Genomic DNA, 20,796 nt, shown 5'->3' with positions numbered 1-20,796 from the left:
GGTACGGGGACCTGTAGGCCCCGCGGGACCCGTCGGCGCTCAGGGCCGGGTCGGCCACGGCGGCGGCCTCGCCGGGCAGCTCGCCCACACCGGGACGGGAGGGGGTCAGGGCGTCGAGGGCGGCGCGCAGCCGGGCGGCCTCGGCCCTGGCGCGCGGGTCGGCGCCGGAGGCGACGGGGCCGGTCCCCGGGCACAGCAGCTCGTCCGCCGCGGCCTTGTCCAGCCACGCGTTGTGCTCGTCGGCCATCACATGTCCTTCTGCGTCCGCCAACGTGAATGCGTCACACCGGTTGGTTCCGCCAGGCCCGCACTCCGCGCGCGCTGCGCGGGCACGGCGTCGAGGTCGCGCTCCCGGGCCTGGTCACCGGCATTATGGCCGACCCTCCGGACGGAATCCGCGCCGCGTTCCGCTTCCCCGTCCACGGGGCCCGCGGACCCGAACTCGGCGGTCAGTAGCTCGGCGAGCTTCTTGAGCCCCCGGTGCGCGGCCGTGCGGACGGCGCCGGGCCGCTTGCCGAGGGTCTCGGCCGCGCTCTTCGCGTCCAGGCCGACGACCACGCGCAGGACGACGGCCTCCGCCTGATCCTGCGGGAGCTGCGCGATCAGGGCCATGGTGCGGCCGGTGGACAGGGCCTCCATCGCCTCGCCGGCCGTGTCGCAGTCGGCGGCGCGTCCGGTGAGCTCGGTCTCGTCGCCGCCGATGGCGGGGCGCCGGCCGCGCATGCGGATGTGGTCGAGGGCCCGGTTGCGGGCGATGCGGGCGGCCCAGCCGCGGAAGCGGTCGGCGTCACCGGTGAAGGAGTCGAGGTCGCGGGCGATCTGCAGCCAGGCCTCGGAGGTCACGTCCTCGGCGTCGCCGTCACCGACGAGCGTGCGCACGTATCCGAGCAGGCGTGGGTGCACGGCGCGGTACACAGTCCGGAACGCGCTTTCGTCGCCGTCCTGTGCCGCGAGCACCGCGGCGGTCAGCTCCGCGTCGTCCCCCAGCAAAGTCCCCAACCCGTTCGACGTCCTGTACGTGTGGCGCAAATCCGCACGTTACGGCTTTCACGCACCTCTCGTCCACGAGTTGTACAACCAGCAACCAACCCTGCGCGGAGCGGGGTGTGACACAAAACGCACTCCGGACGCTGACAGGGATACGGGCTTGTCGCACGAGTCCGTGACGGATGGCGACCGGGGCCTCTCCTGTGGGGGGTGGCGGCCTCGGTCGCCCTCCCCTGCTTCCGGCCTGTTCACACCCCTGCCGGTGTCATCCTTTCGGCTCACTTACGGGTGAAATCCCCCTATCGGCGGGACACTCCCCTCAGAGATCGCTAGCGTGGCGGCACACCCACGCCACGCCCCCGAGGAGAACTCCGCTGTCCAGCCACCTTCCGGCACAGGTCCGCGGCCCGGTCTCCGCCCCCGGCACCGGGCTGACGCACTTCAACTCGCTGCCCCCCGGCACCGCCCGGACGGCCCTGACCCACTGCTGCGGCAGTCCGCGGTGGGCGCAGCGGGTGGCCGCCCACCGCCCGTACCCGGACACCGCGTCGTTGCTGGCGGCGGCCGACGAGGCCTCGTACGACATGTCCCAGGGCGACCTGACGGAGGCACTGGCGCGGGAGTCCTCGGCCGAGCTGGGCCACGGGGCCCCGTACGCGGCGCTCCTCGCGCTCGACGCGGCGCGGGCGCAGTACGAGCGGACCTTCGGCCACGCCTTCGTGATCTGCCTGGACGGACACCCGCCGGAGGAGCGGGTGGACCAGCTGCTGGCCGCGATCCGCCGCAGGCTCGCCCACGAGGTGGACGAGGAACGCTCCCTCGCGGCGGACGAGCTGCGCATGGTCGCCCGCTCCCGGCTGACCCGACTGCTGGCCCGGCTGGCGGACCCTGCCGGGCAGGACCCCGACGATGGGCTGTCCGAGGCTGATTTCGGGCTATTCGCCCCTGCGGGATAGCCCGTCCGTGCCTGTTTGATCACACCGATGGACCCGGCGCAAGGGAACCGACAAAGCGTCGCTACGATGTCCGGGGCCGGTGGACCGTACCCGGCCGGGCCCGACCGACAAAGAAGCCGGCTGGCCCCCGCCCCGCTTCCGGAGGGTTTTCCGTGCCGGCTGGAACGTTGTACCGCGGCCGGGAAGGAATGTGGTCCTGGGTGGCTCATCGAGTCACCGGCGTCCTCATTTTCTTCTTCCTGTTCGTACACGTCCTCGACACCGCTCTCGTCCGCGTCTCCCCTGAGGCGTACGACGATGTCGTGGCTACCTACAAGACTCCGATCGTCGCGCTGCTGGAGTACGGCCTCGTCGCCGCCATCCTGTTCCACGCGCTCAACGGTCTCCGTGTCATCGCTGTGGACTTCTGGTCCAAGGGACCGCGCTACCAGAAGCAGATGCTCTGGTCCGTCGTCACCGTCTGGATCATCCTGATGATCGGGGCCCTCTACCCCGTCCTCGGCCACGCCTACCGCGTTCTGTTCGGGGAGTGACACGCATGTCTTCTGACACTTCTTCCGCCCGGGCGATCGGTGACGTGGAGGGCGTCTCCCTCTACGACGTCGAGAACCCGGCGCCGTACATCGAGGCCCCGCGCAAGCGGACCGGCAAGACGCCCCGTTCGACCCGCGGCAACTTCGAGATGGCCGCGTGGCTCTTCATGCGCCTCTCGGGCATCGTGCTGGTCGTCCTGGTCATCGGCCACCTGGTCATCCAGCTGGTGCTGGACGGCGGCGTCTCCAAGATCGGCTTCGCCTTCGTCGCCGGCCGCTGGGCATCCCCGTTCTGGCAGGTCTGGGACCTGCTGATGCTGTGGCTGGCCATGCTGCACGGCGCCAACGGTCTGCGTACCGTCATCAACGACTACGCGGAGCGCGCCAACACGCGGCTGTGGCTGAAGGGCCTGCTCTACACCGCCACGGTGTTCACCATCCTTCTGGGCACGCTGGTGATCTTCACCTTCGACCCGAACATCCGCTAGGCAACGGGGCTGAGGCGAATCCCATGAAGATCCACAAGTACGACACCGTCATCGTCGGCGCCGGTGGCGCGGGCATGCGCGCCGCCATCGAGGCGACGAAGCGCAGCCGCACCGCCGTGCTGACGAAGCTGTACCCCACCCGCTCCCACACGGGCGCCGCGCAGGGCGGCATGGCCGCCGCGCTGGCCAACGTGGAGGACGACAACTGGGAGTGGCACACCTTCGACACGGTCAAGGGCGGTGACTACCTGGTCGACCAGGACGCCGCCGAGATCCTGGCGAAGGAGGCCATCGACGCGGTCCTCGACCTCGAAAAGATGGGCCTGCCGTTCAACCGCACCCCGGACGGCACCATCGACCAGCGCCGCTTCGGCGGCCACTCCCGCAACCACGGTGAGGCGCCGGTCCGCCGGTCCTGCTACGCCGCGGACCGCACGGGCCACATGATCCTCCAGACGCTGTACCAGAACTGCGTCAAGGAGGGCGTGGAGTTCTTCAACGAGTTCTACGTCCTGGACCAGCTGCTGGTCGAGGTCGACGGCGTGCAGAAGTCCGCCGGTGTGGTCGCGTACGAGCTGGCCACCGGTGAGATCCACATCTTCCAGGCGAAGGCCGTCATCTACGCCTCCGGCGGCACCGGCAAGTTCTTCAAGGTGACCTCCAACGCGCACACCCTCACGGGTGACGGCCAGGCGGCCTGCTACCGCCGCGGCCTGCCGCTGGAGGACATGGAGTTCTTCCAGTTCCACCCGACGGGCATCTGGCGCATGGGCATCCTGCTGACGGAGGGCGCCCGCGGTGAGGGCGGCATCCTCCGCAACAAGGACGGCGAGCGCTTCATGGAGAAGTACGCGCCGGTCATGAAGGACCTCGCGTCCCGTGACGTCGTCTCGCGCTCCATCTACACGGAGATCCGCGAGGGCCGCGGCTGCGGTCCCGCCGGCGACCACGTGTACCTGGACCTGACGCACCTCCCGCCGGAGCAGCTGGACGCGAAGCTCCCGGACATCACGGAGTTCGCGCGCACCTACCTGGGCATCGAGCCGTACACGGACCCGATCCCGATCCAGCCCACCGCGCACTACGCCATGGGCGGCATCCCGACCAACGTCGAGGGTGAGGTCCTGGCGGACAACACCACCGTCGTCCCCGGCCTGTACGCGGCCGGCGAGGTCGCGTGCGTGTCGGTGCACGGCGCCAACCGCCTGGGCACCAACTCGCTGCTGGACATCAACGTCTTCGGCAAGCGTTCCGGCATCGCGGCGGCGAAGTACTCGGCCGAGAACGACTACGTCGAGCTGCCGGAGAACCCGGCGCAGCAGGTCGCCGACCTGGTCGAGCACCTGCGCAACTCCACGGGCAAGGAGCGGGTCGCCGACCTGCGCCTGGAGCTCCAGGAGACGATGGACGCGTGCGTGATGGTGTTCCGCACGGAGCAGACCATCAAGACCGCGGTCGAGAAGATCGCGGAGCTGCGCGAGCGCTACAAGAACGTGTCCGTCCAGGACAAGGGCAAGCGCTTCAACACGGACCTGCTGGAGGCCATCGAGCTGGGCAACCTCCTCGACCTGGCCGAGGTCATGGCCGTGTCCGCGCTGGCGCGCAAGGAGTCCCGCGGCGGTCACTACCGCGAGGACTACCCGAACCGCGACGACGTCAACTTCATGCGCCACACCATGGCGTACCGCGAGGTCGGCGCCGACGGCAAGGACTCCGTCCGGCTGGACTACAAGCCCGTCGTCGTCACCCGCTACCAGCCGATGGAGCGTAAGTACTGATGGCCACCCCCACCCTGGACAAGATGGAGGCGGCGGCCGCCGCCTCGCCGTTCATCACGGTCACGTTCCGGATCCGCCGCTTCAACCCCGAGATCTCGGACGAGTCGCAGTGGCAGGACTTCCAGATCGAGATCGACCCGAAGGAGCGCGTGCTCGACGGTCTCCACAAGATCAAGTGGGACCTCGACGGCACGCTGACCTTCCGCCGCTCCTGCGCGCACGGCATCTGCGGCTCCGACGCGATGCGGATCAACGGCAAGAACAGGCTCGCCTGCAAGACGCTGATCAAGGACATCAACCCGGAGAAGCCGATCACCGTCGAGGCCATCAAGGGCCTCACGGTGATGAAGGACCTCGTGGTCGACATGGAGCCCTTCTTCCAGGCGTACCGCGACGTCATGCCGTTCCTGGTCACCAAGGGCAACGAGCCGACGCGCGAGCGCCTGCAGTCCGCCGAGGACCGCGAGCGCTTCGACGACACCACCAAGTGCATCCTGTGCGCCGCGTGCACGTCCTCGTGCCCGGTGTTCTGGAACGACGGCCAGTACTTCGGCCCGGCGGCGATCGTCAACGCCCACCGCTTCATCTTCGACTCGCGCGACGAGGCCGGCGAGCAGCGGCTGGAGATCCTGAACGACAAGGACGGCGTGTGGCGCTGCCGCACGACCTTCAACTGCACCGACGCGTGCCCGCGTGGCATCGAGGTCACGAAGGCCATCCAGGAAGTCAAGCGCGCCCTCATCACGCGCCGCTTCTAGCCTTTCGACGCACCTGAGGCCGACGGCCTACGAGGCCCCGCATCCGGATCCGTTCCGGGTGCGGGGCCTTCGCCGTCCCCCAGGGGTGACATCCACCGGAAGGAACCTTTCCTCCGGCCGGACGGCCCCCGGGCGGCGCTACCGTCACTGGCGATGCCGGGTTCGGAGCGTCGTCCGCGGTCCGGCGGCCAGGAGGTGGCGCACATGCCCGAGCGAGCCCGTGGGGTCGACTCGTACGAGCCGGATATCGGCGAAGTCCTGTGGCGGGCCTGGAAGGCGATGGTCCTCCCCGAGGGGTACCGCGCCGAAGTCCTCGGGGAGGCGATCGACGTGTCGGCGCCCGCAGGTCGTCGGCCCGGCATTCTCGTGGACCGCCTGCGCAAGGCTCTGGAGGCCCCTCTGGCGGGCGGCGGACTCGTCGCCCACCAGGGCGGCAACGTCATCCACCGGCGCGAGGGCTGCGTTCCCGACCTCTTCGTGGGCCCGGAGGACCTGGACGAGATCCCCGATGAGGAGGGGCTCGGCGTGGACGCCACCCGTGTCCCCCTCGTCGCCGAGGTCGTCTCCCCCGGCGCGGACGCCCACCGCCGGGACCACATCCGCAAGCAGCGCTGGTACGCCCAGGCCGGCGTACCCGTCTACCTGGTCATCGACGACTTCGACGGCCAGGGCACGGTGACCGTTTTCAGCGGACCGGCCCCGGAGAGGGCCGCGTACGCCACGAAGACGACCGTCGCGTACGGGACCCCCGTCGTCGTCCCCGACGGGCCGGGCATCAAGGGACTGGAGATCACCGAGGCCCTGACGGGCCCCTAGCCGATTACCGCCCCGGTCAGGCGCCGACGTAGGCCGCGAGGTGTTCTCCCGTGAGGGTGGAGCGGGCGGCGACCAGGTCGGCGGGGGTGCCCTCGAAGACGACCGTCCCGCCGTCGTGGCCGGCGCCGGGGCCGAGGTCGATGATCCAGTCCGCGTGCGCCATGACCGCCTGGTGGTGCTCCACGACGATGACCGACTTGCCGGAGTCGACCAGCCGGTCGAGCAGGCCGAGCAGTTGCTCGACGTCGGCGAGGTGCAGGCCGGCGGTCGGCTCGTCGAGGACGTAGACCCCGCCCTTCTCCCCCATGTGCGTGGCCAGCTTCAGCCGCTGCCGCTCGCCGCCGGACAGCGTGGTGAGCGGCTGGCCGAGGCTGAGGTAGCCGAGGCCGACGTCGGCGAGCCGGGTGAGGATGCGGTGCGCAGCCGGAGTACGGGCCTCGCCGTCGCCGAAGAACTCCTCGGCCTCGGTGACCGACATCGCCAGCACCTCGCTGATGTCGCGCCCCCCGAAGCGGTGTTCCAGCACCGAGGCGTGGAACCGCTTCCCGTCGCACTCCTCGCAGGGGGCCGCCACGCCGGCCATCATCGCCAGGTCCGTGTAGACGACCCCGGCGCCGTTGCAGGTGGGGCAGGCGCCCTCGGAGTTGGCGCTGAACAGCGCGGGCTTCACGCCGTTGGCCTTGGCGAAGGCCTTGCGGATCGGGTCGAGGAGCCCCGTGTACGTCGCCGGGTTGCTCCGGCGGGAACCGCGGATCGCGCCCTGGTCGATCGAGACCACGCCCTCGCCGGCCCCCGCGGAGCCGGCGGTCAGCGACCCGTGCACGAGCGAGCTCTTGCCGGAGCCCGCGACGCCCGTGACGACGGTGAGGACCCCGAGGGGCACGTCGACGTCGACGTCCCGCAGGTTGTTCGTGCTCGCGCCGCGGATCTCCAGCGCCCCGGTGGGCGTGCGGACCTCCGCCTTGACCTTGGCCCGGTCGTCGAAGTGGCGACCGGTGACGGTGCCCGCGTCCCGCAGCCCCTCGACGGTGCCCTCGAAGCAGACGGTGCCGCCGCCCGAGCCCGCGCCGGGGCCGAGGTCGACGACGTGGTCGGCGATCGTGATGACCTCCGGCTTGTGCTCCACGACGAGGACGGTGTTGCCCTTGTCCCGCAGGCGCAGCAGCAGGCCGTTCATCCGCTGGATGTCGTGGGGGTGCAGGCCCGTGGTGGGCTCGTCGAAGACGTAGGTGGTGTCGGTGAGCGAGGAGCCGAGGTGGCGGATCATCTTGACGCGCTGCGCCTCGCCGCCCGAGAGCGTGCCCGCCGGCCGGGCGAGCGAAAGGTAGCCCAGCCCGATCTCCACGAACGAGTCGAGGGTCTGGCGCAGCGTGGCCAGGAGCGGGGCCACCGAGGGTTCGTCGAGGCCGCCGGTCCACGCGGCGAGGTCGCTGATCTGCATCGCGCAGGCGTCGGCGATGGAGATTCCGCCGATCTTCGAGGAACGGGCGCCCTCGCTGAGCCGGGTGCCGTCGCACTCGGGGCAGACGGTGAAGGCGACCGCCCGCTCGACGAAGGCCCGGATGTGCGGCTGGAGGGCGTCGACGTCCTTCGCCAGCATCGACTTGCGGAGCTTGGGGATGAGGCCCTCGTAGGTCAGGTTGATCCCGTCGACCTTGATCTTGGTCGGCTCCTTGTGGAGCAGGTCCTGCAGCTCCCGCTTGGTGTACTTGCGGATCGGCTTGTCCGGGTCGAAGAACCCGCAGCCCGCGAAGATGCGGCCGTACCAGCCGTCCATGCTGTAGCCGGGGATGGTGAGCGCGCCCTCGTTCAGGGACTTGGTGTCGTCGTAGAGCGCGGTGAGGTCGATGTCGCTGACGGAGCCGCGGCCCTCGCAGCGCGGGCACATGCCGCCGGTGATGCTGAAGCTGCGGCGCTCCTTGACGGTCTGTCCCGCGCGCTCCACGGTGACCGCGCCCGCGCCGCTGATCGAGGCGACGTTGAAGGAGAAGGCCTTGGGCGAGCCGATGTGCGGCTGTCCGAGGCGGCTGAAGAGGATGCGGAGCATGGCGTTGGCGTCGGTGGCGGTGCCGACCGTGGAGCGGGGGTCGGCGCCCATCCGCTGCTGGTCGACGATGATCGCGGTCGTCAGCCCTTCGAGCACGTCGACCTCGGGCCGGGCCAGGGTGGGCATGAAGCCCTGGACGAAGGCGCTGTAGGTCTCGTTGATCAGCCGCTGCGACTCGGCGGCGATGGTGCCGAAGACCAGGGAGCTCTTGCCGGAGCCGGAGACACCGGTGAACACCGTCAGGCGGCGCTTGGGGAGCTCGACGCTGACGTCCTTGAGGTTGTTCACGCGTGCGCCGTGCACCCGGATCAGATCGTGGCTGTCCGCCGCGTGCGGCGCCGGCTCCGGCGTGCCCGTCCTCGTGGCCCTGCTCATCGCGTGGTGTCTCCCTCTGACTCTGACTCTGGCTCTAGCTCTTGCGGGGCTGGGTGAAGCGGAGCATGTTGCCCGCCGGGTCGCGGAAGGCGCAGTCACGGACCCCGTACGGCTGGTCGATCGGCTCCTGGAGCACGTCCGCGCCGGCCGCCCGGAGGCGTTCGAAGGTGGCGTCGACGTCGTCGGTGGAGAAGATCACGCCGCGCAGCAGGCCCTTGGCCAGCAGTTCGGCCATCGCCTGGCGGTCTGCGGGCGAGGCGCCGGGGTCGGCGAGCGGGGGTTCGAGGACGATCTCCACGTCGGGCTGCTCGGGGGACCCGACGGTCACCCAGCGCATGCCCTCGAACCCGACGTCGTTGCGGACCTCCAGGCCGAGGACGTCGCGGTAGAAGGTGAGCGCCTTGTCGTGGTCGTCGACGGCGATGAAGCACTGCGAGAGGTTGATGGTCATGCCTCGACGCTACGAGGGGGAGGCCGATTTCGCTTCTCCGTTCCTGACCGGTCGCGTGGAGACCTTCGCGACGCAGGCCGGAACCATGGCGCCGTCCTCGTGGGAGCGGGCCCGGTAGGCGCTGGGGCTCTCGCCGACGAGTTCACTGAAGCGGGAGCTGAAGGACCCGAGCGAGGTACAGCCGACCGCGAAGCACACGTCCGTCACGCTCATGTCGCCGCGGCGCAGCAGGGCCTTGGCCCGCTCGACGCGGCGGGTCATCAGGTAGCTGTAGGGGGTCTCCCCGTAAGCGGCGCGGAAGCTGCGGGAGAAGTGCCCGGGTGACATGAGGGCGACCTTGGCCAGTGCGGGGACGTCGAGCGGCTGCGCGTAGTCGCGGTCCATCGCGTCCCGGGCACGGCGCAAGCGGACCAGGTCCTCCAGGTTCATGCCTCCCAGCATCGCACGGCGCCTGCCGCGGAAGCCGGGCGAACAGAAGGCTTGAACCTGTTCAAAAAGAGGCCTAGAGTCATCGACGTCAGCAGTTGAACAGGTTCAAAGGGGGCTGAGGGCAATGGACCTCACCGTGGTCGCGTACGTCATCTACCTGGTCGTCAGCATCGGACTCACCATCTGGGTGGCCCGTACGCTCAGCCGTAACGGCCGCGTCTTCATCGGCGATGTGCTGCAGGGCAACGAGAAGCTCGCGGACGCCGTCAACCACCTCCTGGTGGTCGGGTTCTACCTCGTGAACATCGGCTTCGTGACCCTCTACCTGCGCTCGGGGGAGTCGATCCTCGAAGCGCGCGGCCTCTTCGAGGCCCTCTCGGTGAAGATCGGCGTCGTCCTGCTCGTCCTCGGCGTCATGCACCTCGGCAACGTGTGGGTGCTCAACAGGATGCGCCGCCGCGGGATCATGGAGCGCCGGCAGACCCCGCCGGTCACCCCGCAGGCCTGGACCACTCCGGCCGGGGCCTGACCGGTGGCGCGGACCGCACGGGACGACATGCGCCACCTGACCGTCCTCTACGACGCGAACTGCCCGGTGTGCGTGCACATCCGGCACTGGCTGCTCGGGCAGCATCACCTCGTACCGCTCCGGTTCGTGCCCGCCGCGTCCGCCGAGGCGTGGCGGCGGTTCCCCGGGCTCGCCCACGCCGAGACCCTGCGGGAGATCACCGTGGTCGGGGACCAGGGGCAGGTGTGGACCGGGACGGACGCCTTCATCGTGTGCCTGTGGGCGCTGGCCGAACACCGGCCGAAGGCGAACTGGTTGGCCACCCCGGCCGGCCGGCCCTTCGCCAAGGCCGCCATGTACACGGCCGCCGCGGTCCGGCACGCGGTGCGTACCGATTCCGGAGCGGAACCCGGAGAACCGGCCTGTGACGACCAGTGCTCCGCACCCCGATAGGGTCGGACACCGTGACAGATCAGAAGGCTCCCAAGAGCGAACAGACCCGCACGCTCATCCTCGAAACCGCGCTCCGGCTCTTCCAGGAGCGCGGCTTCGACAAGACGACCATGCGGGGCATCGCCAAGGAGGCCGGGGTCTCGGTCGGCAACGCGTACTACTACTTCGAGTCGAAGGAGCACCTGGTCCAGGGCTTCTACGACCGGATCGGCGCCGCGCACCAGAAGGCGGTCCGGCCGATCCTGGACGAGGAGACCGATCTCCAGAAACGGCTCGCGGGCGTTCTGACGAGCTGGCTGGACATCGCGGCGCCGTACCACGAGTTCGCTTCGCAGTTCTTCAAGAACGCGGCGGACCCGGAGAGTCCGCTCAGCCCCTTCTCCCCCGAATCGGAACCGGCGCGCAACGCCGCGATCGACATGCACCGCGAGGTGCTGGCGGGGGCGAAGACCAAGGTGCCGGCCGAGCTGGCCGACGTCCTGCCCGAGCTCATGTGGCTCTCGCAGATGGGCCTGGTCCTGTACTGGGTCTTCGACCGCTCCCCCGACAGCGAGAAGACGCGGCGGCTGGCCGAGCGCGGCGCGCAGCTGACGACGCGGGGCATCGTCCTGGCCCGGTTCCGGGTGCTGCGGCCGCTGGTGCGGGAGGTGCACGAGCTGTTCGCGGACTTCCTGCCGGGCATGGCCCAGACGGCGGTCTCGCGCGGCAAGCGGGCCTCGGACCCGCACCCCGGGGAGGAGTGAGGATCCGAGACCCGCGCGCCCCCTCCCCTCAGCCGCCCAGGACCAGCAGGGCGGCGACGGCCGGGCCGAAGGCGCCGCCCAGCTGGTAGCAGAGGGTGAACAGGCCGATGGCCGACGGGCGCTGCGCCGGGTCGGGAGAGGCGGCCACCGCGTGGGTGGACAGGACGGCGTTGGCGGCGCTGGCGGTGAAGACCCCCGCCGCGGTGGCGACCAGCAGCAGCGGGCCCCAGGTGGCGAAGATCCCGGCGAGGGCGGCGAGTGCCCCGAGGGAGACGAGCACCGTACGGACGGCCGCGCGGCTCATACGGGCCGAGGCGGCGGCGAGCAGCCAGGACAGCGCCGATCCGGTGAGCAGGGCGACCAGCTGTCCGGTCCCGGCGGAGGCGGTGTCCCAGCCGGCCCGGTCGGCGAGCAGCCGGGGCACCGAGAAGAGCAGGGTGAAGTAGGACGCCGACAGGGCGAGCGCCAGCAGGGCCGAGATCACGAAGACGGGCCGGCGCAGCAGGGCGGCGGGCACGAACCCCTCGGGGTGGCGTCGGACGTGCAGGGCGAGCAGCGCGGCGGCGACCAGGGCCCCGCCGAGGGCGGCGAGCGGCGCGGTCGGCAGCAGGACCAGGGCGGTGGCGAGCCCGGTCAGCAGGGCGGCGCCCCGGCCGTCGAAGCGGCCGGGCGCGGGCGGGTTCGCCGCCCCGGCGCGGCGGCCGACGGCGGGTACGGCCAGCAGGGAGAGCGCCGAGACGGTGAGGGCGATCCGCCAGGACGCCCCGTCCGCGAGGGCCTTGCCGAGCAGCGGTCCGGCGGCGCCGAGCATCCCGAACCCGGCGCTGATGACGCCCATCCGGCGGGCGGTGCCGGCGAGGCTGATCGCCGCGGCCACCAGCCCGGCGCCGCCGGCGGCCTGGGCGCAGCGGCCGGACAGCGTGAGCGGGAGCCACGGGGAGACGGCGACGAGCAGGGTGCCGGCCAGGACGAGCAGGGTGGACAGCCGCAGCACCGCGCGCAGGCCCCTGCGGCGCAGCAGCCCGGCGAGCAGAGGGGTGCCGACGGCCATGGCCCAGCCGAAGGCGGTGAGCAGCCAGGCGGCGGTACCGGAGGAGACCCCGAGGGAGGCGGCCATCTCCGGGAGGATGAGCACCGGCGCGTTGGCCCCGGCGGCGATGGGGGTGGCCAGCAGGGCGAGCCACAGGACGGGGACGGGCGCCCCGGCGGGTGCGGCGCCGGCCGTCCCGGCGGCCTTCTCGCCGGCCCTCCGGGTGACCTTCCCGGCGGCCTTCGCGGTGCCCGCCGTGGTGGTGGTGACCGTCATGGATGACCCACTCCCCTTCACATTTCAACCTTGACAATCTCAACGTTGAAATAAAAGCAGAGCGACTGCTTCAACGTCAAGTGTCTTAACGTTGAGGTATTCTGTGGGCATGGAGAAAGACACGGTGGCCACGTTCATCGGCCAGTGGCAGACGGAGCGCCCCGACCTCGCGGAGGCGCTCTGGCCGATCGAAGTGCTCGCCCGCGTCCAGCGGATGACGCGGATCATCGACAAGCAGCTGAAGGCCTTCATGGCCGGACACGGCCTGGAGGTGGGCGAGTTCGACGTGCTCGCCAGCCTGCGCCGCTCGGGCCCGCCGTACGCACTGACCGCCGGCGCGCTGGTGCCGGCCGCGATGGTGACCTCGGGCGCGATCACCAACCGGATCGACCGGCTGGAGGCCAAGGGCCTGGTCGAGCGGGTCCGCGACGACGCCGACCGCCGCTCGGTGCGGATCCGGCTGACCGAGCCGGGCCGCGCGCTCTGCGAGAGCGTGATGGAGGAGCACCTCAAGCACTACGCGGAGCTGCTGGCCCCCCTGGACCGGGACACCTCACGGACGGTCGCCGAGGCCCTGCGCACCCTCCTGCTGGCGCACGGGGACACCGCCGCCGACCCGGCGACTACAGCCAGTTGAGCTCCCACAGGCGCCACACGCCCGTGCCGTCGGAGAGGTACTGCGCGCCGGTGACGGCCTCGCGGGACATGACGTAGTCCTTCTTCTGCCAGATCGGCAGCATCGGGACCTGCTGGGAGACCAGCCGCTGGAGCTCCCGGAAGTCACCGGCGGCCCCTCCGCGGTCCGAGAAGGACTGGGTGCGGGTGATCAGTTCGTCCACGGCCTTGTCGGAGAAGCCGTTGTTCATGCTGGAGCCCGCGCCGACCAGGGGCGCGAGGAAGTTGTCCGCGTCGGGGAAGTCGGCGATCCAGCCGATCGTGTAGGCGTCGAACTGCCCGGCCGCGTAGGCCTTCTGGAAGTCCTCCCAGACCTCGACCGGCTTGATCTTCACCTGGAACAGGTTCGTCGACTCCAGCTGCCGCTTGATCTCCTGCGCCTCGGCGAGGTTCACGCCGCGCGCGTTGACGCCGAGGGTCAGCGGGACGGGGGCGGTGATCAGGGCGTCCCTGAGGAGCTTGCGGGCGGTCAGGCCGTTGGGCGAGGGATAGGTGTCGAAGAAGGGCGTGCTGTGCGCCGCGATGCCCGCCGGGACCAGCGAGTACAGCGGGGTGACCGTGCCCTTGTAGACGTCCCCGGCCACCTTCGAACGGTCCAGCACCGCGGCCACCGCCTGACGGACGGCGGACTTCTCGGCCGCCGAGCCGGGGCGCACGTTGAAGACGATGCTCCGGGTCTCGGTACCGCCGGACGCCTGGTAGCGGGTGTCCTTCATGCCGGGGTTGAGACCGGCGAGGACGGCGGGCGGCATGTCCCGGTGCGCCACCTCGACCTGGTGGTCCCGCCAGGCCGCGTCGAGCTGGGCGGAGTCCTTGAAGTAGCGGACGGCCACGCGCGCGCGGGCCGGCCTGCTCTGCCCCCGGTAGGCGGGATTGGGCTTGAGCTCGACGCTCGCGCCCGGCTCGTACGCGACCAGGGAGTACGGGCCGCAGCCGTCGGCCTTGCCGTCGACGCGGAGCTCCTTGGCCGGGTACGTGTCCTTGTCGACGATCGAGGCGGCGCCGGTCGCGATCTTGAAGGGGAAGGTGGCGTCGCGGGCCGAGAGGTTGAAGGTGACCGTGCGGCCCTCGGCCTTGACCGACTGCAGGGTGTTGAAGAGCGGGGCCGGCCCCTGGTCCGAGTTGATCTGCTTGATGCGGTCGAACGAGAACTTCACGTCGGCCGCGGTGACCGCGCGGCCGCTCGGGAAGGTGAGGTCGGGGCGCAGCTCGCACTGGTAGGTCATCAGCTTCTGACCGATGAACCTGCAGGCGGACGCGGCGTCCGGGACGGGGGTGTCGGAGCCGGGCCCGATGGTCAGGAGCGACTGGTAGACGTTGCTGAACAGGGCCCAGGAACCGGCGTCGTAGGCCCCGGCGGGATCGAGGGCGGAGACCACGTCGGTGGTCCCGACCCGGATCGCGCCCCGGCCGTCGTCGCCCTCGGGCAGCAGCTGCCAGGCGCCGGCGCCCGCGATCCCGAGGACCAGCCCGACCGCAATGACCTTCGCGCGGACAGACCGCATCCCTGAACCCCGCCATCCGAACTCGGTATCCGACTATCGGACATCCCATCACGGAAAATCGGCCACGGGAAGGTCCACGATGCCCGGTCGGAACGGGTCAGGCCTGGTATGAGGCGAGTTCCACCACCGTGATGTCGGACGGCGCTCCGACCCGGACGGGCGGGCCCCAGGCGCCGGCTCCGCGGGACACGTAGAGCTGGGTGTCGCCGTAGCGCTCCAGGCCCGCGACGGTCGGATTGGCCAGCTCGGCCAGGTAGTTGCCGGGCCACAGCTGGCCGCCGTGGGTGTGCCCCGAGAGCTGGAGGTCCACGCCGTGCCGGACGGCGTCGTGGATGACCACCGGCTGGTGGGCCAGGAGGACCGCGGTCCGGGAGCGGTCGCGGTCCCCCAGGGCCGCGCGGAAGTCGGGGCCGTGGCCCTCGCTCTCCCCCTGCACGTCGTTGACCCCGGCGAGGTCGAAGTGGGGCAGCTCGCGGCGGGCGTTCTCCAGGGGGATCAGGCCGAGTTCGCGGACGTGGTCGACCCACTGCTGCGCGCCGGAGAAGTACTCGTGGTTGCCGGTGACGAAGTACGAGCCGAGGCGCGAGCGGAGCAGGCGCAGCGGTTCGGCGGCCGGGCCGAGGTCGTGGACGTTGCCGTCGACGAGGTCGCCGACGACGGCGATGAGGTCGGGCTGGGTGCGGTTGACGGTGTCGACGATGCGCTGGGTGTGCGCCCGGCCGAGGACCGGTCCGAGGTGGACGTCGCTGACGACGGCGATCCGGAACCCGTGTGCCGCGCGGGGCAGCCGGGCGAGCGGCACCCGGACGCGCTTGACGCGCGGGCCGCGGAGCACCCCGTAGGTGCCCGTCCCGACGGTCGCGAGCGCGGCGGCGGCGGCCGCTCCCCCGGCCACCCGCGCGACGAACACCCGCCGGCTGACCGGGACCGCGCGGTCGCCCGCGCCCCCCGGAGTACCGGCGCCACCCGCGCCCGCGGGCTGCGGATCCTGCGCCCCGAAGGCCGTCGCGCCCCGCGGGCTCTCGGCGCCACCCGCACCCACGGGCTGCGGGGCCTCGACCCCGACGGCGTGCGCGGGCTGCGGGGTCGCCGTGGCCGCCGTGCCCGCGAGATCCGGACAATCCTCGGCCGCCGTCGCGGAACCTCCCGGGGCCCCCGGCGCGCCGGGTCCGGGGGTCCCGGGAGCGGCCGCCGTGGCGGCGGCCCCCGTACGGGCCGGCCGGCGCAGCCACAGACGGCGGGCCGGTTCGGCCACGAGCATCGCCAGGGTCAGGTACAGCAGCACCGCCAGCCACATGTACCCCGGCCACGCCACCACCCGCTGGAGCCAGAAGGGCGCTCCGGCCCGTCCGGCGGTCAGGGCGGCCAGTGCCAGCAGCGGCAGCGCGAAGGCGAGGACGGTGCCCGTGCGGCGGGCCGCGCCGCCCGCCCGGGTCGTGTCCCGGACCAGCCGCACCCACAGCCACCGGTGCACGAGCGCCAGCAGGGCCAGTACGGCGACGACCGCCACGACCACCACGACGACGGTCATCGTGATTCCCGCCGCAGGGCCCGCACGCCACGCAACCCGATCACACCAACGGCCGTCCCCAGGAGAAAGGACGTCACTGCGAGGAGAAGGTGGACCCAGAAGTACGCCGTAGGGTCGCCGGCCGTGTCGAAGGACAGGCCGCTGCCGTTCTTCCACAAGTTCCGGACGAAGGACACCCAGATGAACCAGCTCCACACTCCGAAGGCGAGCAGGAACCAGGAGGCGGCGCGGCTGAGTTTCATGTCCCCAGTATCGGATTCGTCCCCAGGACGGACGCGCCGGGGTGGGCCGTACCGGCGGTGGTTCTCCACGGATGGCCGGTCCGGGAGGGCGGACAGCCCATCGGGATGTACGTTCACCTGCGTGTCTGCCAAAAAGACCGCATTGACGGTCCTTTCCGCCGCGCTGCTGGTCCCCGCGATGATCGTGTCGCCCGCGCACGCCGCGCCGGCGCCGCCACCGGCGGGCGCGAAGGGCCGGCCCGCCAAGGCCCCGGCGGCCCCCGCGCCGCCCGCGTCGATGTCCACGGTCGGCGGGGCGCGGCTCGGCCAGCCGGGCACCCAGGTGAACCTGCTGCCCGGGGCACCGGCCCTGCCCGCGAACCTCACCGGCCGGTCCTGGATCGTGGCCGACGCCGAGACGGGTGAGGTCCTCGCCGCGCACAACGCCCACTGGCGGCTGCCCCCGGCCTCCACCATGAAGATGCTGTTCGCGGACACGGTGCTGCCGAGCCTGCCCAAGGACCAGGTGCACCGGGTCTCCGAGCAGGAGATGTCGGGCGTCGGCGCGGGCAGCAGCCTGGTGGGCGTCAAGGAGGACGAGGAGTACACCGTCCACGACCTGTGGCTGGGCGTGTTCCTGCGGTCCGGCAACGACGCCGTGCACGTGCTCTCGGCCATGAACGGCGGAATCGACAAGACCGTCAAGGACATGCAGGCGCACGCCGAGGAGCTCCAGGCACTGGACACCCATGTGATCTCGCCGGACGGCTACGACGCCCCGGAGCAGGTGTCGAGCGCCTACGACCTCACCCTCATCGCCCGCTCCGGACTGCAGAAGCAGGACTTCCGCGAGTACTGCGGGACGGTGAGCGCGCGCTTCCCCGGCAAGCAGGAGACGGGCCGGCCGCGCGACTTCTTCGAGATCCAGAACACCAACCGGCTGATGACGGGCGCCGGCGGCATCACCCCGTACAAGGGCATCGCGGGGGTGAAGAACGGCAACACCACGATGGCCGGCTCCACCTTCACCGGCGCGGCGCAGCGCGGTGACAAGAAGCTGCTGGTCACGGTGATGAACCCGGACACGGGCGGGGTCAACTCCGTGTACGAGGAGACGGCCGAGCTCTTCGACTGGGGTTTCGCGGCGGCCGGGAAGGTGAAGCCGGTGGGCGAACTGGTGCCGCCGAAGAGCGCGGACACCACCTCCCTCGGCTCGCCCGCCAAGTCCCACGAGAACAGTGCGTCGGCGAGCGGGGACGACTCCGGCAGCAGCGGTGTCGGCACGGCGGTCGGCATCGCCGGCGGGGTGCTGGCGGTCCTGGCGGGCGGGGCGTTCGTGGTCAACCGGCGCTGGCCGCGCGGCGGGCGCCGGGGTCAGCGGAGCTAGCTCCGGGCGGGGCGCGGGTCTCCCACACCGCCCCCGCTGCCCTCGTCGGCGGTGCCGCCCTCGGCGTCGCCGGTGTCCCCGCCCTCGCCGCCGTCGTCGCGGGCGGCCGTCCAGGCGGAGCAGAAGAGGAGCAGCTTCGCCGAGAAGTTGATCCACAGCAGCAGGGCGATCGGCACGCCGAAGGCCCCGTACATGCTCTTGCCGGCGACCCCCCGCATATAGCCGCTGAGCAGCAGTTTCAGCAGCTCGAAGCCCGCGGCGCCGATCAGGGCGGCCTGGATCAGGCGGACGCGCGGGGGTTCGACGCCGGGCAGCAGGGTGAGCAGGTAGAGGAGCACCAGGAAGGCGGCCACCACGCCGACGAGGAAGGCGCCGGCCCGCAGCAGGGCGCCGCCCGCGCCCTCGCGCGGGACGCCGAGGGTCTCGCCGAACTTGCCGACCGCGCTGGCACCGAGGATCGACGCGGCGGCCGAGGCGAGCCCCACGCCGCCGAGGCCGAAGAGGACGAGGGCGTCCTTGCCCTTGCGCACGACGGGGTTGCCCTGGTCCTCGTCGTCCTTGTCCCAGACGGCGCGCAGGCAGTCCCGCATGGACCCGACCCAGCCGATGCCCGTGAGCAGGAGCAGGGCGCCGGCGACCAGGCCGATGGTGCCCGCGTTGGCGGCGAGTCCGTCGAGGTCGAGCTGGTCGGAGATGCCGGGGACCTGCTCGGCGAGGTTCTTCTGGAGCTTGGCGAGCTGCTCGGGGCTCAGCAGCGCGGCGCCGACGGCGATGCCCACGGTGAACAGCGGGAAGAGCGCGAGGAAGCTGATGAAGGTGATCGCGGCGGCGAGCCGCGCCCAGTGGACGCGTTCGAGGCGCTCGTAGGAGTGCCAGGCGTGGGTCCTCATCGCGGCGGCCACCAGGGGCCCGATCACGGGGAGTTTCTTCAGCCAGTCCATGGGGGTCACCGTAAATGAGCTGCCGGAAATAGCCGGGATTGCCGGTTTTTGGGACTACGGTCGTCGATTGTGACTTTTCGCGAAGCGCGCCCGCCGGCCCGCCCGATCCACGCCCTGGTCCTGCGCGGGCTCCGTTTCCGCGCCCTGGTGGCCCTGCGGCCCCTGCGTCAGGAGTGGCGCGCGGCCGCGTCGGCGGCGGGCGCCGACTGCGCCGGGACGGGAGCCGGGCCGGTGCCGAAGGGGTACTCGCGCAGTTTGCGCCAGACCCCGTCGGAGCCCTGCTCGTAGAGCGCGAAGCCCTCGCACAGCCAGCCGGCGGCGTAGTCCGCGAGCTCGGCGTACGCCCGGTCCATCGCCTCCTCGGAGATCCCGTGGGCGACCGTGACGTGCGGGTGGTACGGGAACGCCAGCTCCCGGTCGACCGGCCCCTGCGGGTCGCGGACCCGGCCCTGGAGGCGGGTGCAGTCCGGGGCGCCCTCGACGAGCCGGACGTAGACGACCGGCGAGAGGGGACGGAAGGTTCCCGTCCCTTCAAGCCGCATCGGGAAGGACCGGAAGGCCCCGGCGACCTCGGTCAGGTGGGCGCGGATCGCGGGCAGCCGGTCCGCCTCCACCTCGGTCGGCGGTACGAGGGTGACGTGCGTGGGGATGCCGTGCGCGGCGGCGTCCCCGAAGCCGGCGCGCAGCCCCTGGAGACGGCTGCCGTACGGCTCCGGGACCGCGATCGAAACGCCGAGCGTTACGGTCCCCACGTATGTCTCCTCCGTCTGTGTGCGGGATGCTGCCGCCTCAGTGTGGCGCCAGCACCCCCCCGACCGCCAGGGGCGCCGGTCCGTCAGTGCTTCGCGGGCAGGAAACCGAGGCGGTCGTAGGTCTGCGCCAGGGTCTCGGCGGCGACCGCCCTGGCCTTCTCCGCGCCCTTGGCCAGCAAGGAGTCCAGGGTCTCCGGGTCGTCCAGGTACTCCTGGGTCCGCTGCTTGAACGGTGTGACGAAATCGACCATCACGCCCGCGAGGTCCGTCTTGAGCGCTCCGTAACCCTTGCCCTCGTACGCGGCTTCCAGGGCGGGGATGCTCTCGCCCGTGAGGGTGGAGTAGATCGTGAGCAGGTTGCTGACGCCGGGCTTGTTCTCCGTGTCGAAACGGACCACGGCCTCGGTGTCGGTGACCGCGCTCTTGATCTTCTTCTCGGTGACCTTCGGCTCGTCGAGGAGGTTGATCAGGCCCTTGGGCGAGGACGCCGACTTCGACATCTTGATCGCCGGGTCCTGGAGGTCGTAGATCTTCGCGACCTCCTTGACGATGTGCGCCGCGGGGAGCGTGAAGGTGGCGCCGAAGCGCTGGTTGAAGCGCTCCGCGAGGTCGCGGGTCAGCTCGATGTGCTGGCGCTGGTCCTCGCCGACCGGGACGGAGTCCGCCTGGTAGAGGAGGATGTCGGCGACCTGGAGGATCGGGTACGTGAACAGGCCGACGGTGGCGTTGTTCGCGCCCGACTTGGCGGACTTGTCCTTGAACTGCGTCATCCGGCTGGCCTCGCCGAAACCGGTGATGCAGTTCATGACCCAGCCGAGCTGGGCGTGCTCCGGCACGTGGCTCTGGATGAAGAGCGTGCAGCGGTCCGGGTCCAGACCGGCCGCGAGGAGCTGCGCCGCGGAGAGGCGGGTGTTCGCCCGCAGGTCCTTGGGATCCTGCGGCATGGTGATCGCGTGCAGGTCGACCACCATGTAGAAGGCGTCGTGCGTCTCCTGCAGGGCGACGTACTGGCGGATGGCTCCGAGGTAGTTCCCGAGGTGGAACGAACCGGAGGTGGGCTGGATGCCGGAGAGCGCGCGAGGACGATCAGAAGCCATGGCTTCATTCTCTCAGGTGCGGGGGCGCGCTCCGGCCCCGCGCTGGCCGGAACCCTGCC

General features: G+C 71.2%; 22 protein-coding genes and 1 pseudogene. 11 read left to right on the top strand and 12 right to left on the bottom strand.

Annotation, left to right across the window (positions count from 1 at the left end; genetic code table 11):
• Both ACEPPI_RS22215 and ACEPPI_RS22210 read right to left on the bottom strand, forming a co-directional pair.
• Nucleotides 1-247 (bottom strand): annotated as a pseudogene (locus ACEPPI_RS22215) (hypothetical protein); the annotation flags it as partial.
• A complete protein-coding gene (locus ACEPPI_RS22210; RefSeq protein ID WP_373917000.1) occupies nucleotides 247-990 on the bottom strand; it encodes an RNA polymerase sigma factor in 744 nt (247 codons plus the stop codon). The gene ACEPPI_RS22210 and the pseudogene ACEPPI_RS22215, both read right to left, overlap by 1 nt.
• Nucleotides 991-1,169: 179 nt before the next feature.
• Here ACEPPI_RS22210 and ACEPPI_RS22205 point away from each other — a divergent pair, with 179 nt between their 5' ends.
• The 6 genes from ACEPPI_RS22205 (at nucleotide 1,170) to ACEPPI_RS22180 (ending at nucleotide 6,316) form a co-directional block, all read left to right on the top strand.
• Nucleotides 1,170-1,943 (top strand): 2-oxo-4-hydroxy-4-carboxy-5-ureidoimidazoline decarboxylase, encoded by a 774-nt coding sequence (locus tag ACEPPI_RS22205; RefSeq protein ID WP_373916996.1) that lies wholly within the window; start codon nucleotides 1,170-1,172, stop codon nucleotides 1,941-1,943.
• A 152-nt stretch (nucleotides 1,944-2,095) separates the two neighbouring features.
• Nucleotides 2,096-2,476, top strand: a complete 381-nt coding sequence (sdhC, locus tag ACEPPI_RS22200; RefSeq protein ID WP_356215006.1) for a succinate dehydrogenase, cytochrome b556 subunit — start codon at nucleotides 2,096-2,098, stop codon at nucleotides 2,474-2,476.
• Nucleotides 2,477-2,481: 5 nt separating this feature from the next.
• On the top strand, nucleotides 2,482-2,964 hold the full coding sequence (locus ACEPPI_RS22195) for a succinate dehydrogenase hydrophobic membrane anchor subunit (RefSeq protein WP_030231015.1): 483 nt from the start codon (nucleotides 2,482-2,484) through the stop codon (nucleotides 2,962-2,964).
• A gap of 23 nt (nucleotides 2,965-2,987) precedes the next feature.
• Nucleotides 2,988-4,742, top strand: a complete 1,755-nt coding sequence (sdhA, locus tag ACEPPI_RS22190; protein WP_371677029.1) for a succinate dehydrogenase flavoprotein subunit — start codon at nucleotides 2,988-2,990, stop codon at nucleotides 4,740-4,742.
• Nucleotides 4,742-5,500, top strand: coding sequence for a succinate dehydrogenase iron-sulfur subunit (locus ACEPPI_RS22185; RefSeq protein ID WP_033219571.1), 759 nt, complete (start codon nucleotides 4,742-4,744; stop codon nucleotides 5,498-5,500). Before sdhA ends, ACEPPI_RS22185 begins: the two co-directional genes overlap by 1 nt.
• Nucleotides 5,501-5,704: 204 nt before the next feature.
• Nucleotides 5,705-6,316 carry a Uma2 family endonuclease gene (locus ACEPPI_RS22180; protein WP_373916995.1) on the top strand — a complete coding sequence of 204 codons (612 nt, stop codon included), beginning with the start codon at nucleotides 5,705-5,707 and terminating at the stop codon, nucleotides 6,314-6,316.
• Between the two features lie 16 nt (nucleotides 6,317-6,332).
• Here ACEPPI_RS22180 and ACEPPI_RS22175 read toward each other — a convergent pair whose 3' ends face one another.
• Genes ACEPPI_RS22175 through ACEPPI_RS22165 form a run of 3 tightly spaced genes read right to left on the bottom strand, consistent with a single transcriptional unit; the run spans nucleotide 6,333 to nucleotide 9,618 of the window.
• Complete coding sequence (locus ACEPPI_RS22175; RefSeq protein ID WP_373916994.1) at nucleotides 6,333-8,738, bottom strand: ATP-binding cassette domain-containing protein; 2,406 nt, start codon at nucleotides 8,736-8,738, stop codon at nucleotides 6,333-6,335.
• 34 nt (nucleotides 8,739-8,772) lie between these two features.
• Nucleotides 8,773-9,189, bottom strand: coding sequence for a VOC family protein (locus ACEPPI_RS22170; protein ID WP_356215018.1), 417 nt, complete (start codon nucleotides 9,187-9,189; stop codon nucleotides 8,773-8,775).
• A gap of 9 nt (nucleotides 9,190-9,198) precedes the next feature.
• Complete coding sequence (locus tag ACEPPI_RS22165; protein ID WP_373916993.1) at nucleotides 9,199-9,618, bottom strand: helix-turn-helix domain-containing protein; 420 nt, start codon at nucleotides 9,616-9,618, stop codon at nucleotides 9,199-9,201.
• 124 nt (nucleotides 9,619-9,742) lie between these two features.
• Here ACEPPI_RS22165 and ACEPPI_RS22160 point away from each other — a divergent pair, with 124 nt between their 5' ends.
• Genes ACEPPI_RS22160 through ACEPPI_RS22150 form a run of 3 tightly spaced genes read left to right on the top strand, consistent with a single transcriptional unit; the run spans nucleotide 9,743 to nucleotide 11,322 of the window.
• Nucleotides 9,743-10,147, top strand: coding sequence for a hypothetical protein (locus ACEPPI_RS22160; protein ID WP_373916992.1), 405 nt, complete (start codon nucleotides 9,743-9,745; stop codon nucleotides 10,145-10,147).
• 27 nt (nucleotides 10,148-10,174) lie between these two features.
• Complete coding sequence (locus ACEPPI_RS22155; protein ID WP_373916999.1) at nucleotides 10,175-10,579, top strand: thiol-disulfide oxidoreductase DCC family protein; 405 nt, start codon at nucleotides 10,175-10,177, stop codon at nucleotides 10,577-10,579.
• Nucleotides 10,580-10,590: 11 nt separating this feature from the next.
• Nucleotides 10,591-11,322: a TetR family transcriptional regulator gene (locus ACEPPI_RS22150; protein WP_373916991.1), complete on the top strand. Its 732-nt coding sequence runs from the start codon at nucleotides 10,591-10,593 to the stop codon at nucleotides 11,320-11,322.
• Nucleotides 11,323-11,350: 28 nt separating this feature from the next.
• On the opposite strand, the gene ACEPPI_RS22145 is transcribed toward ACEPPI_RS22150, so the two are convergent.
• On the bottom strand, nucleotides 11,351-12,628 hold the full coding sequence (locus ACEPPI_RS22145; RefSeq protein WP_373916990.1) for an MFS transporter: 1,278 nt from the start codon (nucleotides 12,626-12,628) through the stop codon (nucleotides 11,351-11,353).
• 109 nt (nucleotides 12,629-12,737) lie between these two features.
• On the opposite strand from ACEPPI_RS22145, the gene ACEPPI_RS22140 reads away from it, so the two are divergent.
• Complete coding sequence (locus ACEPPI_RS22140) at nucleotides 12,738-13,265, top strand: MarR family winged helix-turn-helix transcriptional regulator (RefSeq protein ID WP_373916989.1); 528 nt, start codon at nucleotides 12,738-12,740, stop codon at nucleotides 13,263-13,265.
• Here ACEPPI_RS22140 and ACEPPI_RS22135 read toward each other — a convergent pair.
• From ACEPPI_RS22135 to ACEPPI_RS22125, 3 genes are all read right to left on the bottom strand, one after another.
• Complete coding sequence (locus ACEPPI_RS22135; RefSeq protein WP_373916988.1) at nucleotides 13,252-14,808, bottom strand: ABC transporter substrate-binding protein; 1,557 nt, start codon at nucleotides 14,806-14,808, stop codon at nucleotides 13,252-13,254. The genes ACEPPI_RS22140 and ACEPPI_RS22135 overlap by 14 nt on opposite strands.
• A 97-nt stretch (nucleotides 14,809-14,905) precedes the next feature.
• Entirely contained in the window at nucleotides 14,906-16,339 is a 1,434-nt protein-coding gene (locus ACEPPI_RS22130) for a metallophosphoesterase (protein WP_373916987.1), read from the bottom strand.
• The gene (locus ACEPPI_RS22125; RefSeq protein WP_030230975.1) at nucleotides 16,336-16,581 is read right to left on the bottom strand and encodes an SCO4848 family membrane protein; all 246 of its coding nucleotides are present in this window, start codon (nucleotides 16,579-16,581) and stop codon (nucleotides 16,336-16,338) included. Before ACEPPI_RS22125 ends, ACEPPI_RS22130 begins: the two co-directional genes overlap by 4 nt.
• A gap of 121 nt (nucleotides 16,582-16,702) precedes the next feature.
• Here ACEPPI_RS22125 and ACEPPI_RS22120 point away from each other — a divergent pair, with 121 nt between their 5' ends.
• Complete coding sequence (locus ACEPPI_RS22120) at nucleotides 16,703-17,947, top strand: D-alanyl-D-alanine carboxypeptidase family protein (RefSeq protein ID WP_373916986.1); 1,245 nt, start codon at nucleotides 16,703-16,705, stop codon at nucleotides 17,945-17,947.
• Here the strand turns inward: ACEPPI_RS22120 and ACEPPI_RS22115 are convergent.
• From ACEPPI_RS22115 to trpS, 3 genes are all read right to left on the bottom strand, one after another.
• Entirely contained in the window at nucleotides 17,944-18,888 is a 945-nt protein-coding gene (locus tag ACEPPI_RS22115) for a YihY/virulence factor BrkB family protein (RefSeq protein WP_373916985.1), read from the bottom strand. The two genes, ACEPPI_RS22120 and ACEPPI_RS22115, sit on opposite strands and share 4 nt — an antisense overlap.
• Nucleotides 18,889-19,055: 167 nt before the next feature.
• Complete coding sequence (locus ACEPPI_RS22110; protein WP_373916984.1) at nucleotides 19,056-19,640, bottom strand: 2'-5' RNA ligase family protein; 585 nt, start codon at nucleotides 19,638-19,640, stop codon at nucleotides 19,056-19,058.
• An 83-nt stretch (nucleotides 19,641-19,723) separates the two neighbouring features.
• On the bottom strand, nucleotides 19,724-20,737 hold the full coding sequence (gene trpS, locus ACEPPI_RS22105) for a tryptophan--tRNA ligase (protein WP_373916983.1): 1,014 nt from the start codon (nucleotides 20,735-20,737) through the stop codon (nucleotides 19,724-19,726).
• Nucleotides 20,738-20,796: the final 59 nt, after the last annotated feature.

This window comes from Streptomyces sp. AB3(2024) (genome assembly GCF_041862025.1).
GTDB lineage: Bacteria > Actinomycetota > Actinomycetes > Streptomycetales > Streptomycetaceae > Streptomyces.
Note: the sequence above shows the minus strand (reverse complement) of the source record. Positions and strands in the feature narration are given on the sequence as shown.

What these genes read in the sequence shown, in the direction of transcription:
- ACEPPI_RS22140 (WP_373916989.1), top strand. Translation starts at nt 12,738, where the DNA reads ATGGAGAAAGACACGGTGGCCACGTTCATCGGCCAGTGGCAGACGGAG.
- ACEPPI_RS22125 (WP_030230975.1), bottom strand. Translation starts at nt 16,581, where the DNA reads ATGAAACTCAGCCGCGCCGCCTCCTGGTTCCTGCTCGCCTTCGGAGTG.
- trpS (WP_373916983.1), bottom strand. Translation starts at nt 20,737, where the DNA reads ATGGCTTCTGATCGTCCTCGCGCGCTCTCCGGCATCCAGCCCACCTCC.
- ACEPPI_RS22170 (WP_356215018.1), bottom strand. Translation starts at nt 9,189, where the DNA reads ATGACCATCAACCTCTCGCAGTGCTTCATCGCCGTCGACGACCACGAC.
- ACEPPI_RS22180 (WP_373916995.1), top strand. Translation starts at nt 5,705, where the DNA reads ATGCCCGAGCGAGCCCGTGGGGTCGACTCGTACGAGCCGGATATCGGC.
- ACEPPI_RS22115 (WP_373916985.1), bottom strand. Translation starts at nt 18,888, where the DNA reads ATGGACTGGCTGAAGAAACTCCCCGTGATCGGGCCCCTGGTGGCCGCC.
- ACEPPI_RS22205 (WP_373916996.1), top strand. Translation starts at nt 1,170, where the DNA reads ATGGCGACCGGGGCCTCTCCTGTGGGGGGTGGCGGCCTCGGTCGCCCT.
- ACEPPI_RS22175 (WP_373916994.1), bottom strand. Translation starts at nt 8,738, where the DNA reads ATGAGCAGGGCCACGAGGACGGGCACGCCGGAGCCGGCGCCGCACGCG.
- ACEPPI_RS22195 (WP_030231015.1), top strand. Translation starts at nt 2,482, where the DNA reads ATGTCTTCTGACACTTCTTCCGCCCGGGCGATCGGTGACGTGGAGGGC.
- ACEPPI_RS22165 (WP_373916993.1), bottom strand. Translation starts at nt 9,618, where the DNA reads ATGAACCTGGAGGACCTGGTCCGCTTGCGCCGTGCCCGGGACGCGATG.
- ACEPPI_RS22145 (WP_373916990.1), bottom strand. Translation starts at nt 12,628, where the DNA reads ATGACGGTCACCACCACCACGGCGGGCACCGCGAAGGCCGCCGGGAAG.
- ACEPPI_RS22160 (WP_373916992.1), top strand. Translation starts at nt 9,743, where the DNA reads ATGGACCTCACCGTGGTCGCGTACGTCATCTACCTGGTCGTCAGCATC.
- ACEPPI_RS22155 (WP_373916999.1), top strand. Translation starts at nt 10,175, where the DNA reads ATGCGCCACCTGACCGTCCTCTACGACGCGAACTGCCCGGTGTGCGTG.
- ACEPPI_RS22135 (WP_373916988.1), bottom strand. Translation starts at nt 14,808, where the DNA reads ATGCGGTCTGTCCGCGCGAAGGTCATTGCGGTCGGGCTGGTCCTCGGG.
- ACEPPI_RS22130 (WP_373916987.1), bottom strand. Translation starts at nt 16,339, where the DNA reads ATGACCGTCGTCGTGGTGGTCGTGGCGGTCGTCGCCGTACTGGCCCTG.
- ACEPPI_RS22185 (WP_033219571.1), top strand. Translation starts at nt 4,742, where the DNA reads ATGGCCACCCCCACCCTGGACAAGATGGAGGCGGCGGCCGCCGCCTCG.
- sdhA (WP_371677029.1), top strand. Translation starts at nt 2,988, where the DNA reads ATGAAGATCCACAAGTACGACACCGTCATCGTCGGCGCCGGTGGCGCG.